This window comes from Nocardia pseudovaccinii NBRC 100343, assembly GCF_001613225.1.
GTDB lineage: Bacteria > Actinomycetota > Actinomycetes > Mycobacteriales > Mycobacteriaceae > Nocardia > Nocardia pseudovaccinii.
This window is the reverse complement of the sequence record NZ_BDBY01000094.1, coordinates 1-13,484: the sequence shown is the minus strand read 5'-3', so window position 1 is coordinate 13,484 and position 13,484 is coordinate 1. Positions and strand designations below refer to the sequence as shown.

The following is a 13,484-nucleotide window of genomic DNA, read 5'->3' as shown; positions in this document are numbered from 1 at the left end:
TCCATTCAGGGCGGGCCGGTAGGCATGGATTCCGGGGCCGAGTTGCGCCGACCGCCGCGGTCGACAATGGACTTGGGTTCATGCCGCATATCGGCACGCCGTCTCCCAGCCCGATGGCATGTAGGCCTGTAGTTGGGCCCGGCTCACGTACGAGGCCGTGAGTTCACATGCCTTGTCCACGTCCCAGAGTCGGTCCCAGAGCCGCACGGTGTGGTCGGTACCGGCCGTGGCCAGCCGGGTACCGTCCAGGCTGAACGCCACCGCACTCACCCTGCCGGTGTGGCCGGTGAGTGGGGCGCCGATCGGCCTGCCGGTGGTCGGGTTCCACAACCGCACGGTGTTGTCCCCGCCCGAGGAGGCCAACAGGGTGCCGTCCGGGCTGAACGCCACACCGAATACGCCGTCGGTGTGGCCGGTGAGTGGAGGGCCGGTGAGTTGCCCGGTGGTGGGGTCCCAGAGCCGGACAGTGTGGTCGGAGCCGCCGGTGGCCACCAGTGCGCCGTCCGGGCTGAATGTCACCGCGGTGAATACGTCGATGTGACCGGTGAGGGCTCTGCCGACCGGCTTAGCGGTGGTGAGGTCCCACAGCCGCACGGGGCTGTGCAGGCCGCCGACGGCGGCTAGTCGGGTGCCGTCCGGGCTGAACGCCACCGAGTACAGCGGGCTGTTGTGGCCGGTGAGCGGTTCGCCGATCGGCTGCCGCCGGGTGGGGTCCCACAGCCGCACCGTCTGATCCTGGCTGGCGGTGGCCAGCCGGGTGCCGTCCGGGCTGAACGCCACGTCGAACACGATATCGGTGTGGCCGGTGAGCGGAGAGCCGGTGGGTTGCCTGGTAGTCGGGTTCCACAGCCGGACGGTCTGGTCGGCGCCTGCGCTGGCCAACAGAGTGCCATCCGGGCTGAACGCCACCGCACCGACCGCGCCGGTGTGGCCGGTGAGTGGTTCGCCGACCTGCCTACCGGTCGACGGGTCCCAGAGCCGCACCGTGCCATCCCGACCGGCGGTGGCCAACAGCCTGCCGTCCGGGCTGAACGCCACATCGTTCACCCAGTCTGTGTGACCGGTGAGCAGTTGGCCAACCGGCACGCCTGTGGTGATGTCCCACCGCCGCGCGGTCTTGTCGTCGCTGGCGGTGGCCAGCCGGGTGCCGTCCGGGCTGAACGCCACCGCGTTTACCTCGCCGGTGTGGCCGGTGAGCGGTTGCCCGATCGGTTGGCCGGTGGTGACGTTCCACAGCCGCATGGTGCTGTCGTTGCTGGCGGTGGCCAGCTGGGTGCCGTCCGGGCTGAACGCCACCGAGTGCACCTCGCGGGTGTGGCCGGTGAGCGGTTGGCCGACTGGTTGGCCCGTTCCGGGGTCCCACAGTCGGACGGTGTTGTCTCCGCCGGAGGACGCCAACAAGGCACCGTCGGGACTGAACGCCACGTGGGCCACCCAGTCGGTGTGGCCGGTGAGCGGGGGACCGACCTGCCCACCGGTCGCCGGGTCCCACAACCGCACAGTCCGATCTGCGTTGGCGGTGGCCAAGCGGGTGCCGCCGGGGCTGAACGCCACGCCGGACACCGCGCCGGAGTCGGCGATGAGTGGTTCGCCGATCTGCCCACCGGTTGCCGGGTCCCATAGCCGCACGGTGCCGTCCCAGCTTCCGGAGGCCAGCAAAATGCCGTTCGGGCTGAACGCCACCGCGTTGACCCTGTCGGTGTGGCCGGTGAGCGGTGCACCGACCTGCCTACCGGTGGCCGGATCCCACAACCGCACCGTGTTGTCGAACCCCGCGGTGGCCAGCCGGGTGCCGTCGGGGCTGAACGCTACCGAATACACCGCTTGCTGGCCGCCGACGAGCGGTTCGCCGATCTGCCTACCGCTCGCCTGGTCCCATAGCCGCACAGTGCCGTCCATGCTTGCGGTGGCCAGCCGGATGCCGTCCGGGCTGAACGTTACGTCGTTCACCCAGTCGGTGTGACCGCTGAGCGGGCCGGGAACTTGCTGCCCAGGGCTTTGACCGAGCGCGACGCGAGCGTTGACCAATGCGCTGGTGGCCTGCCACAGCGGGGCCGGTGTCGCTCGACTGCTCTCAGCGGCGAGCGCGAGCGCGAGGGCGGCGTTGCTGGGGGCGGTGTCACGGGAGGCCGCGGCCAGGGCAAGAGCGACGGCCTCGTTGCGTTGGCGAACCGCCTCTTGTTGTTGGCGAACCGCCTCTCGTTGCTTGACGACCGCGATCGTTGCCGCGGCGACCGCGAGGACCGTCAGCAGGACCAGACTGACAATCACGGCGCGGCGTAATCGCCGGAAGCGGCGTTGTTCGCGCAGGTCTTCGCTGGCCAACTGGTACTTCGGTTTGCCGTGGATCGGGGCGGCCAGGTCGATGAGCTTCTCACGGAACATCGGTGTACGCGGGTCCCAGGGGGCATCGCTGGTTACGTCGACGTAAAACGGTTCCGTGGCCAGGACACCGGGTTGCGTCAGCACGGGCAGGGACACGTCGGATCGGTCCGGGTCGAACCTTCCAGTGTCCTCATCCCATGCCAGGTGTCCGTCGGTGACGACGAACAGCAGTTGGTCCGGGCCGCGGCGCTGCAGCCAGTGGACGACTTCCTTGTCGACCCATTTCGAGGCAGCCGCATGCGGGGAGAGGACCACGATCAGGTAGCGGGCGCGGTCCATCGCTTCAGTGACCTTGCCCCATAGGTCTGGGCTGGCGGTGAGGTCGGTCGCGTCGCGGAATACCCGCAGGGCGTGCAGGTGGCCCATGCGTCGGCCGATACGGTGCAGGCCTTTCTGGATCCCGGCGGCGACCGGCCGATCATGGTGGGTATAGGAAATGAAGGCGTCGTAATCGAACGACTTCCCTTGCCCGTGAGTCCGCTGCTCCGGGGCCTCCGCAACTCGAGCACACATGACTATCTCCCGGGTCGAGACGCATGGACTAGACCATCCAGCCTGATGCACACGAATCCGCAGGTCGCGGGTAGCCCACTACTCGGATCCGCGAAAAGTTGGTGACCCCGACCATGCCAGCAGCGGCCGCGCGAAACTCGTGAGAGGTTTCCTTATTGCATGGCGAATAGCTTCGCCTGGCCGGATACAACGGTGTCGTTGCGGTCGACGAGTGCGACTCGCACCTGGACTTGCCCCGACTCCAGGGGTGGCTGGCCAGGGGTTTCTGTCATCGGAATGCTCGCGTCGTGTTGGGTATTGTCGCAGGTGACGGCGTTCTGAGTACCCTGAGCGGCGGGGCCGTCCGCGGTGGGTTCGCCCATCATCGCCTGAATGCTGGTCACTCCGTCGGAGTTATCGCAGCTGTAGGTGACTTGAACTATGGTCGGTCCGGCGCGGGAGATGTCGATGGTCGCGGCGGCGAGAGCGGGGGCAGCCGTGACGACCAGGGCTGTCGCCATCGTTGTGAAGACGGTCGCGACATGGGTGGTGCACCGACAATTCCGGGTAGTTGTCATGGATCTTGGTTCCTCCTGTGTGGCGGGTATGAGTCCTGAACACAACGGGAAGAGAACGCGGCATTCGCAGCACCGCACGTATCCATGGTGCAGCCTTCGGGCTCGCGCGGGGAGAAAACCGCTCTACGGTCACAAAGCTTCCAGGGATTTTCGACAAACCTCCGGTCATGCTTTCAGCTGGCGGTCGATGCCGTGCCCGAGGTTTTCGCACTTGTCGAAAACCAGATATTGCGGGGGAACCGCCGCACGGACCGGTCTCCGGAACGGGTGCGGGGCGCCCTCAGATCACGGTCGCGGTCTCGTACTCGAGCACTTCGCTTGCCGCCCGTTCTCCCGAGCGAACGGCTCCGTCGACCCAACCGCACATGACGGCAGAGCTCTCGGTTCCCGCCCAGTGGACGCGGTCGCACGGCTCACGCAGGGCATGGCCGAACTGGGTGAGGACGCCAGTGGGTGCGTGACTCAGCATCCCGCCGCCGGAGTAGCGCTCGACAGTCCAGTTGTGCTCGACGTAGTCGACAGGGGAACCAGCTGTGTCGCCGAAACGCTCGACAAGCGCGCCGAGTACCGCCCTCCTTCGTTCGGCCTCGTCGAGTTGTCCGACCTGCCGCGCGATGGGTCCCTCGACGATGACACAGAGGATGCCGGGTCGTCCGGTATCCGTGCAGGCATCGATGGTGATGGTCGCGGGTGACCCGGGTGCGGCCGACTGCCCGGACAATCCGTCGCGCCGCCAGAACGGCTCGTCGTAGACGGCGGCAATCTTGATAATCGAGCCGCTCGGCATCCGCTGATGGAGAAACGATCGATCGACCGGCAGCATCGGCTCGTACAGAATGTGACTCGCGATGGCCAGGGGAACCGCCACGATCGCCCGACGTGCGCGCACCGTCAACTCCTCCGTACGCACCGTGACACCGGCCGTGTCCTGCTCTATCCGGCGAACCGGCTGCGACAGGTGGATCGAGTCGCCGATCTCGGCGGCCATCGGCCGGTAGATCGCACCCATACCGCCGACCGGCCGAGCATCCTGCGCGCCGTCCTTGACACCGAGTACGAAGTTCGGCCCTCCCCCGGATGCCATCTGGTACAGCACGAACAGCAATGACACCTCCGAGGCGGCCGAGGTGTAGCAGCCTGCGACGGCGGTCTCGAGCAGATCATGGGCGGGCCTGGACAGCAGGTGGTCATCCAGCCACTGCGCCAGGCTGAGCTGGTCCAATCTGCCTGCCTGCTTCGATGCCCACGGCGCATCGAGGGGAACCGACTCGCACATATGTCCCAGCTCGAACAACGCCGCCCCGAGGTTCAACGCCGCCCACGGGCTCATCGTCCACGGAATAGTGCCCGTGTAGCGGTGCTGCTTGCCGTCGACCACCATGATGGCCTCACCGTCGGTGTACTGCCGGTAACTCGGTACCCCGAACTCGTCCATCAGTGCGCGGATCCGATCCTGCCCCGGGCCTACCCACGCGCCACCGCGATCGATCCACGACCCGTCGGCACGTACTTCGGTGAACGTGCGCCCGCCCAGCCGGTCGCGGGCTTCCAGCACCGCTACCGATCGGCCCGCCTGTTTCAGCCGCAGTGCGGCCGTCAATCCCGCGAAACCTGCACCGATCACGCAATAGTCGACATCTGTCATGGCGAGCTGTCCTCGTATCGCAGTTCTGCGCACGGCCACCGGACGACCAGCGCACGATCGCGGCACCCGCGACACAGCGAGTGCACATCGCCTTCGATCAGGTCGAATATTCAGCAATTCTAGAGCGAATCCGGAGGCAGGATAAGCCCTGTCAACGGTTCGGCGTGAACGGCTCGGTCCCGAGCACCAGGCGCAGACCCGAGATACCGGAATACGCTCGCGCGTAGGCCAGTTCGCGGCTGATGTCACCGACGTTGTTGACGATGGGAATCGAAATGGCGAGCGTTGACAGAGTGCCGAGCGCATTGCCGTCGCTGTCGAGGAAGGCGCTGCCGCTGTCGCCCGGAATGCCAGGGATGGTCGCGACAAAAGCGTGGGTCCAGCCGCTGGCAGCGACATCGTCGATCTTGCTTTCACCGACCTGAGGGGACAGACCGGCGATTCCGCCACGCAGAATCGAGTTCCAGTAGCTGTAGAGGTGGTCGCCGGCATTCGTGCCGCTGGTGTTGATGCCGACCGGGCCGCCCCAGTGCGGCAGGCTCGGATTGACCTTCCCGATGTCCTCCGGCGCGAGCTTCACCAGCGCCAAGTCGTTGTAGGCGCAGGCATTTCGGTCCTGCTCGCCGTTTTCCTGCATGGTCAGCCAACTGCTGTACGCGAGCTGCCCGGCGGCGGTCGTCGCGCCGGAAACCGGCGAGCCGTTGCGGTTGAAACTCACGGCGGTTCCCAGGGGGAGGCTACCGGCGGTGCAGCCATCGGTTTCGGTGACGAGTCCCGTGGTGCCGCAGTGGGCCGCCTGGCCGATGTACACGTGGCCGGTGTCATCGATGAAGACGTAGTTCGCCGTGCATTGGACCGCGCCGTGGGTATAGGTCTGTATCCCGGGGGTGATTGTGGCGGAGGCGGCGGGTGCCCATTGATGTCCGGCCTGGTCGGCAGCAACGGTCGGCCCGTAGCCGACGCCGAAGGTGAAGGCCTGCCGTTGCGGCGACGCGGGCGTCGAAGCCGAAGCATGGTTGTCCGCTGTGCTGTCGGTGACGGGCTGGCTGCCACAGCCGGCGGCCAGGTACGTGCCGGTCGCGGCGAGGACGCACGTCACCGGGATGGCGAACGCGCGGCGAAAACTGGACAGCGGCATCGATGGTCTCCTAGTGGTTGTGAGGTTGACGATCTAGCGCCGGTGTGCGGCTGCGGACAGCAAAGTGCCGAGCGATCGCCATCCGGTTTCCTGCTCACATTGCGTCCTTGGTCGACGGGTATCGGCCACTGCGCAAACTTGTGGCGATGCTCGGATCGGCTTCAGGGCCCGGCGGGCGGCTGCTGCTAAAAACCCGATGACCAGCTGATCTGAATCTCATTCGTTTGCCATCACGATGTTGTCAGTTATTGCCAAGAAGTCGATCAGACACTGAGATGAAGGCCCGCAAATTGTCAGCATAACTTAGCTGAATCGGCTCGGCGGAAGAGCATCGTGTTCCCGCCGAGGCGATGGTCGGGGCATGTGACGTCGTCTACGCGCAGCGGAGTGTCGTGATCTAATCCGGCCGACGGTATATAGCCTTTCTGCGTCAGCGCCGTGGTCTGGGCCGTCTCGTTGTACCCGGCGCCGAGGGCTTGGCGTGATCGCAGCGCTTCTCCAGTTGTCAGCGCCGTAGAAGTGCCGTCGGCGCATACTCGTCGAAAGGTTTGCGCGATGACCATCTTGTCCTCGACAGCGCGGTGTCTCGGGTTGGTCATGTTGCTGCTGGGACTGACCACACCGGCCGTGGCTACACCGGCGGTCCCTGAACTGGGACACGCGGGCCGCTGGCTCACCGACGACCAGGGCCGGGTGGTCACCGTGCACGGCGTGAATCTGGTCTACAAGTACCCGCCGTATTTCCCCGCGGCGGGAGGTTTCGGCGAGAACGACGCTCAGTTCCTGGCGGACAACGGTTTCAACGCGGTGCGACTGGGTTTCGCATGGAATGCGGTCGAGCCGCAGCCCGGAGTGTACGACGACAACTACATCGCGCAGCTCGAGCAGACCCAGCAGTTGCTGGCCCGGTACAACATCTACAGCCTTGTCGATTCCCATCAGGACGGGTTCAACGAATCGGTGGGCGCGAGCTGGAGCGGGTTCCCCGACTGGGCGACCTTCACCGACGGGTTCCCATTGCCGCCGAATCCGGGCTTTCCGCTGGTCTACTTCACCAGCCCCGCGCAAAACCAAACGTGGGCGAACCTCTGGCACGACCACGCAGCGCCTGATGGCGTCGGGCTGCAGGAACACTATGCGGCCATGTGGGCGCATGTCGCGCAACGCTTCGCGGACGAGCCGTACGTGCTGGGCTACGACCTGATCAACGAGCCGTGGCCCGGTTGGGACTACCCGACGTGCTTTCCCCAGGGCTGTCCCCAGTTCGAGAGCGGTGTGCTCGCGCCGTTCGAAGCAAAAGCGATGAACGCCATCCGGCGAGTCGACCCGAACCACCTGCTGTTCTACGAGCCGTCCGTAACCAACGACCTCGGTACGCCGAACTGGATGCCGAACCCAACCGGTGATCCGAACGCGGGGATGAGCTTTCACGACTACTGCTCCGGACCGGTCGACACCTGCGTGAGCAACGGATTGGATCGCGCCGGTGCCGAAGGCGTTGTCGGGCTGGTGACCGAGTTCGGCGCGACCAAAGATTCGGCGAAGCTGACCGGTCTCACCGACAGATTCGACGACAACATGGCCTCATGGCTGTTCTGGTCCCAACCGCAGGACCAGACACCCGGTCATCCTCAGGAGCCGCCGACCGGGCCCGATCTGATGGACCCGGCGATCGTCCGGCCATATCCACGTGCGATCGCAGGCACCCCGCAGCGGTGGCACTACGACGGCGCGACCGGGACGTTCACCATCCAATACAGCGCCCGCCGCGCCGATTCCGGTCAACCGTTCGCACCTGGAACCCGCACCGAGGTGTATCTGCCGCCGAGCAACTACCCCAATGGCTACCAGGTCGAAACCCAGGGCGCCGACGTCGTGTCCCCGCCCGATGCCCAGCTACTTCAACTCACCACCAGCCCCGGACAGGACACCGTGCAGGTGACCGTGACGCGACGGTGATCGGCGCCGAGGCCAACTGAGGCGGCGGCGCTGCCACCGGAGTGAAAACCAGTGCGGCAGAACGGCTGGGGCGGTCGCAACATTCACGCGGGCATTCGGACCGGCAGTGACAGTGGGCCGCGCATCGACACCGATACCCGGTACGGCGGAGCATCGTCGAGCAGGTCGAAATCGGGGACGCGGCGCATCAATTCGGTGAAGAGCACCTCGCCTTGCAGCCTGGCCAGGGGCGCGCCGACGCAGAAATGTGGTCCGTGGCTGAAGGCGAGATGGCGTGGCGTCTTGCGGTCTGCCGCGAACCTGGTCACATCCAGCGCGTCGGGATTCGGAAATGCTTCCGGGTCCCGATTGGCCGAGCCGATGAGCAGGATCAGCCCCGTTCCCCGCGGCAATGTCCGGTCGGCGAACTCTATGTCCTCCATGGCGACGCGGGTCGGGAAGGGCACCGGGGTGTCGAAGCGGAGGAACTCTTCCACCGCAATCCGGCTCAATTCCGGTTCGGTGCGCAGGATTTCGCGCTGGACCGGGTTGCGCGCGAGGGCGAGCAGACCGGTCGCGATGAGGTTCATCGTGGTCTCGTGCCCGGCGATGAGCAGGAGCACGGCCATGTCGACGAGTTCCCTGAGCTGTAGGGGTGTCTGCGTCGCGAGCTTTGTGAGCAGGTCTGTGCCGGGCCGGGCGCGTCGGCGCTCGATGAGATCGGCGAAGTACGCGCCGAACGCCTGCACGGCGTCGGTGCGTGCGCGTTTGTCGTCGTCGGACAACAGTGCGTCCGGGTCCAAGCCGCGGCTGATCGCGGATGCCCAGACTCCGAACGTCGCGTGATCGGCTGTGGGAACGCCGAGCATGGTGCATATCGTGGTCAGCGGCAACAGGTAAGCGATGTCGGCGACGAAATCGACTTCACCGGCCGCCACAGCGTCGTCGAGTAGCTTGATCGCGGTCGCGGTGATCCGGTCGCGCAGATCGGCGATCGCACGCGGAGTGAACGACGGCGCCGCCATCGCCCGCATTCGGGTGTGGTCCGGCGGGTCCATCAACAGGAACGAACCGGGGAGCGTCCGTGGATCGACGCCGGGCCGGAACGGGTTGATACCGGAGAAATAGCCGTGCCCGAACGCGGGGTCACCGAGAATCGCGTCGCAATCGGCATAGTGCGGCACGAGATAGACGCCGGGCCGGAATTCGTGCAGCCTGCCTCCTGCGCGCAACGATCGGTAGGCAGGCGCCGGATCGTCACGGAGTTCGGGAGAGAACGGGTCGAGTATTTCGGTCATCGCGCACTCCGTTCGATGGGACGAAAGCATGTCGGCAGCGCCGCGAGGCCACGGACGACCAGATTCGGCTTGTACGGCGGTGTGTCGGTCAGCGGCTCGAGGACAGCGACCCTGCGCACGAGAGCTTCGAGCAGGATCTGCATCTCCAGCAACGCAAGTGGTGCACCGAGGCAGTAATGGATGCCGAGACTGAACGCCAAATGACGCGGCGGCGGCGCCGACCGATCGTGATAGCGGGTGACGTCGAGCCGGTCGGGGTCGGTGAACACCAGTTCGTCGCGGTTGCCCGAATTGATCAGCACGACCACGCCGTCGCCGGGCTCGAAGTCCGCGCCTGCCACACTCATCGGCCGTGTGGCGGACCGTGTCGTCAGCTGCACCGGCGGCTCGTAGCGCAGCAACTCCTCGACAGCGCTCGGAATCAGTTCCGGATCGTCACGGAGCAACGCCAATTGGCCGGGATTGCGCATGAGTGCCAGTAGCCCACTGCCGATCAAGTTGACCGTCGTCTCGTGCCCGGCCACCACTGTGGTGACGCAGGTGCTGAGCAACTCCGTCTCGGTCAACACCTCACCGCGGTCCTCGACAGCGCCGAGCGCGCTGAGCAGATCGTCGCGCGGATCGGCTCGCCTCTGGTCGATCAGGCCGCGGAAGAACGCCATGAACTCCCGGGAGGCGGTGCTGCGGGCCTCATGTGCCTCAGGGGTCATCAGCGGATCGGGGTCGAAGCCGCGAGCCAGGTCCTGCGACCAGCGCTGCACATCGGCATGAGCGGATGCGGGAACGCCCACGAGTTCGCAGACGATCGACAAGGGTAGCGGATAGGCGATGAGATCGATGAGGTCGAACTCGCCCGCCTGCAGGGCTTTCGTCACCAGATCGTCGACGAGCTGTTCGATTCGCGGGCGGAGCGCTGACACCATGCGCGGGGTGAACGCCTTCGAAACGAGAGTGCGCAGCCGCGTGTGGTCCGGCGGGTCCATCCACAGGAAAGAGGTGGGCATCTCCTCGGCGGCACTGTCGGCAGGCACACTGGGATGCATTTGCGCGGCTTCGTCCGCGTGGCTCCAAGCGGTGTCCTGTAGAACCGCGGCGCAGTCGGCGTATCGAGTGAGCAGGCGCAGCCCGAGTGGCGTCTCGTGTACCGCGGCGGTGGCGCGCAACTCGCGGGTCGGCGTGTACGGATCGCGCCGGCCTTCGGGTAAGAACAGCCTGGCCAGTGGGTTCGACGTAACGTCGGGCAGTTCTGCAGAATTCACATTTCGGAGCCCAGCAGCCGGTGATGGCGAAATAATGAATTACCCGTGAATTACGTACTGCAATAGCTCTGTTCAATGATGCCATAGGTCACGCGGGATGACGAATTGTATCGCCCGATAGGATCATTCGATATGCGCTGAAACGTGCGGCCGGGTTGTCGATTATTCGGCTGATGAATTCGAATTCCCCGCACGCAGTCGTTATCGGCGCAGGCATCGCAGGATTGCTCACCGCCATCGTGCTCGCTGAGCATTTTCCACGCGTCACGGTGCTCGAACGTGACACTTTCCTCGGCAGTGACGCGCGCAGGGGAGTCCCCCAGGCCAGGCATCTGCACGGCCTGATGGAGGGCGGGCGCGCCATCATCGAGCAACTCTGCCCGGGATTGACCGAGGAAGTCGTCGCCGCCGGTGCACCGACAACGGAGGTGCTGGCCGGCTCACGCTGGTACCTGAGTGGGCTACGCGCGGCGCCGACCGAAACCGGGCTGGTCACCTTGCTCGCCAGCCGACCCCTGCTCGAGTACCGGTTGCGGCGGCGAGCAATCGAACTCCCCGGGTTGACATTCCGTGAAAGCATCGCGGCAAACGGTCTCGTCGCCGACGGTGCTCGGGTCACCGGAGTAGTGGTGAGCGAGGCAGGCGCGGCCCCGGAGACAATCGCCGCCGACCTCGTCGTCGACTGCACCGGCCGCGCATCCCGCGCGCCCGAGTGGCTGCGGGCGATCGGCGCGCAGGCGCCCGAGCAACAGAGCGTCGTCATCGACCTCGGCTACTCGTCGCGCACCTATCGACGCAAGCCCGTGCATCTGGACGGTCAACTCGGCGTGGTCGTTTCGACCATGCCGGGTCGTCGCGGTGGTGGCGCGATCGTCGTCGAGGGCGACAAGTGGCACGTGACGCTGGGCGGGATGCTGGGCGATCACCCGCCGACCGATCACGACGGTTTCACCGCATTCGCCGCGACGCTGCCCGTTCCCGACATTCACCGCATCGTGACCGACGCCGAGCCGTTGAGCGATCCGGTACCGCACAGATTCCGTGGTTCGGTCCGGAATTACTTCGAACGAATCGCGACGCATGCGGACGGCTTTATCGCGCTCGGCGACTCGCTGTGCAGCTTCAATCCGCTCTACGCGCAGGGTATGACCGTCGCGGCGCAGCAGGCAACCGCTCTGCGCGCATGCCTGCGAAAAGGTACCGCGCAATTGCCTGCACGGTTTTACGCCCATGCGGCGCGCCACGTCGATGTGGCATGGCGGATGTCGACCGGTGCCGACCTGAACCATCCCGGCGTGGTCGGGCGGCGCACGCCTCGAATCCGTTTGCTGAATTCCTACGTGACGCGTGCACATCGTGCCGCGCACGTCGACCCCACCCTCGCCCGTACGTTCATGAGGGTCGCCAATCTCGTCGACCCGCCCGAAACATTGCTGAAGCCCGCGACAGTCGCGCGGATATTGTGGCGCAGTCGTGGCATTGATCTGCCTTCGGAGTAGCTCGGCACCGGGTCGCGATCAGCGATTTCGATCTTGCGATCGGCAGGTCTCCATCCGGCGCTGGTGGTCCTGCCGCCGCGGTTACGGTCGAAGGGTCCCGCTGGCGAAACGGGTCTCGGACCGATGAGGTGTAGTCGAGTGATGGCCGAAGATAATGATCCGAATGGCGACTTGCCAGAGCCGCGTAGAAAGACGATCAGCAGTCCTTACATTCATCGGCTGCAGCGTCGGCATTTCCTGCTGTTCGATATTCTGCCGATTCTCGGCACGGCCTGCGCATTCGCGTTTCTCGCGGTACATCCGTTCGGCGTAGCCGAATTCGCGCTGCTGTTCTCGATGTGGCTGGTGACCGGGCTCGGCGTGACCGTCGGCTATCACCGGCTGTTCACCCATCGCACCTTCAAGGCGGTGCCGTGGGTCGCCGGGCTGCTGGCGATATTCGGCTCGATGGCCGGACAGGGGGGCGTGGTGTCCTGGGTGGCGCTGCACCGGCGGCATCACGAATACAGCGATCGCGAAGGGGATCCGCACTCGCCCAACCTTTCCGGGGGCGGTCTGCGCGGTACGCTGCGGGGCCTTGTGCATTCGCATTTCCTGTGGATGCGCCGCCACGAATACCCGAACGTCGTGCACTACGCTCCCGACCTCATCAAGGATCGCGGCTTGGTGCGGATCGCCCGCCTCTACTACTACTGGGTGGGGCTCGGGCTGCTCATCCCGACCGTGATCGGCGGGCTGGTTTCGCTGAGCTGGACCGGGGCGGTGAGCGGTCTGCTGTGGGGCGGTCTGGTACGGATCTTCGTACTCGAGCACATCGTCTGGGCGATCAATTCTTTCCTGCACATGTTCGGTACCCGCCGCTACGCGTCGCGGGAGAACAGCCACAACGGTGGAATATTCGCCCTGGTGACGTTGGGGGAGTCGTGGCACAACAATCATCACGCCTTCCCCGAGTCGCCGTCTTTCGGTTTGGACTGGTACCGGCTCGATCCCGGTTTCTGGCTCATCAAACTGCTCGAGATATTCGGGCTGGCCTCGGATCTGAAAATGCCGTCCGCACCGCGGATGGCCGCCAAACGTATTTCCGGAAACTCCGAACCCGTCGGTAACGCAGCGTGAGGAAAACCCAAAGTGGACACGAGTAGAGACGCCATCGTCCGGTGGTGCAGGGAATATCTCGGAAATTTGCTCGAGATTCCGGCGGAAGCGGTGGACCCGGCCGCGGACTTCGACCGGATGGGAGTCGACTCCG

Annotated in this window: 9 protein-coding genes; 3 read left to right on the top strand and 6 right to left on the bottom strand. The window is 65.6% G+C overall.

The annotated features are described in order from the left end of the window. Positions 1 to 78 precede the first annotated feature (78 nt). From NP3_RS10155 to NP3_RS10140, 4 genes are all read right to left on the bottom strand, one after another. Positions 79 to 2,898, bottom strand: a complete 2,820-nt coding sequence (locus NP3_RS10155) for a TIR domain-containing protein (protein WP_063040036.1) — start codon at positions 2,896 to 2,898, stop codon at positions 79 to 81. Between the two features lie 152 nt (positions 2,899 to 3,050). Continuing rightward, entirely contained in the window at positions 3,051 to 3,398 is a 348-nt protein-coding gene (locus NP3_RS10150; RefSeq protein WP_063040034.1) for a hypothetical protein, read from the bottom strand. A 337-nt stretch (positions 3,399 to 3,735) separates the two neighbouring features. Further along, positions 3,736 to 5,100: a flavin monoamine oxidase family protein gene (locus NP3_RS10145; RefSeq protein ID WP_063040033.1), complete on the bottom strand. Its 1,365-nt coding sequence runs from the start codon at positions 5,098 to 5,100 to the stop codon at positions 3,736 to 3,738. A 151-nt stretch (positions 5,101 to 5,251) separates the two neighbouring features. Next, positions 5,252 to 6,238 (bottom strand): hypothetical protein, encoded by a 987-nt coding sequence (locus tag NP3_RS10140; RefSeq protein WP_157124233.1) that lies wholly within the window; start codon positions 6,236 to 6,238, stop codon positions 5,252 to 5,254. Between the two features lie 555 nt (positions 6,239 to 6,793). Here NP3_RS10140 and NP3_RS10135 point away from each other — a divergent pair. Continuing rightward, the gene (locus NP3_RS10135) at positions 6,794 to 8,197 is read left to right on the top strand and encodes a cellulase family glycosylhydrolase (protein ID WP_063040031.1); all 1,404 of its coding nucleotides are present in this window, start codon (positions 6,794 to 6,796) and stop codon (positions 8,195 to 8,197) included. An 83-nt stretch (positions 8,198 to 8,280) separates the two neighbouring features. Here NP3_RS10135 and NP3_RS10130 read toward each other — a convergent pair whose 3' ends face one another. Both NP3_RS10130 and NP3_RS10125 read right to left on the bottom strand, forming a co-directional pair. Continuing rightward, positions 8,281 to 9,474, bottom strand: a complete 1,194-nt coding sequence (locus NP3_RS10130) for a cytochrome P450 (protein WP_063040029.1) — start codon at positions 9,472 to 9,474, stop codon at positions 8,281 to 8,283. Continuing rightward, the gene (locus NP3_RS10125) at positions 9,471 to 10,733 is read right to left on the bottom strand and encodes a cytochrome P450 (protein ID WP_174566194.1); all 1,263 of its coding nucleotides are present in this window, start codon (positions 10,731 to 10,733) and stop codon (positions 9,471 to 9,473) included. The genes NP3_RS10130 and NP3_RS10125 overlap by 4 nt, the downstream gene beginning before the upstream one ends. 173 nt (positions 10,734 to 10,906) lie before the next feature. On the opposite strand from NP3_RS10125, the gene NP3_RS10120 reads away from it, so the two are divergent. Together NP3_RS10120 and NP3_RS10115 are read left to right on the top strand one after the other, a co-directional pair. After that, complete coding sequence (locus NP3_RS10120) at positions 10,907 to 12,232, top strand: NAD(P)/FAD-dependent oxidoreductase (RefSeq protein WP_063040025.1); 1,326 nt, start codon at positions 10,907 to 10,909, stop codon at positions 12,230 to 12,232. 141 nt (positions 12,233 to 12,373) lie between these two features. Further along, entirely contained in the window at positions 12,374 to 13,351 is a 978-nt protein-coding gene (locus NP3_RS10115) for an acyl-CoA desaturase (protein WP_245720876.1), read from the top strand. Positions 13,352 to 13,484 lie beyond the last annotated feature (133 nt).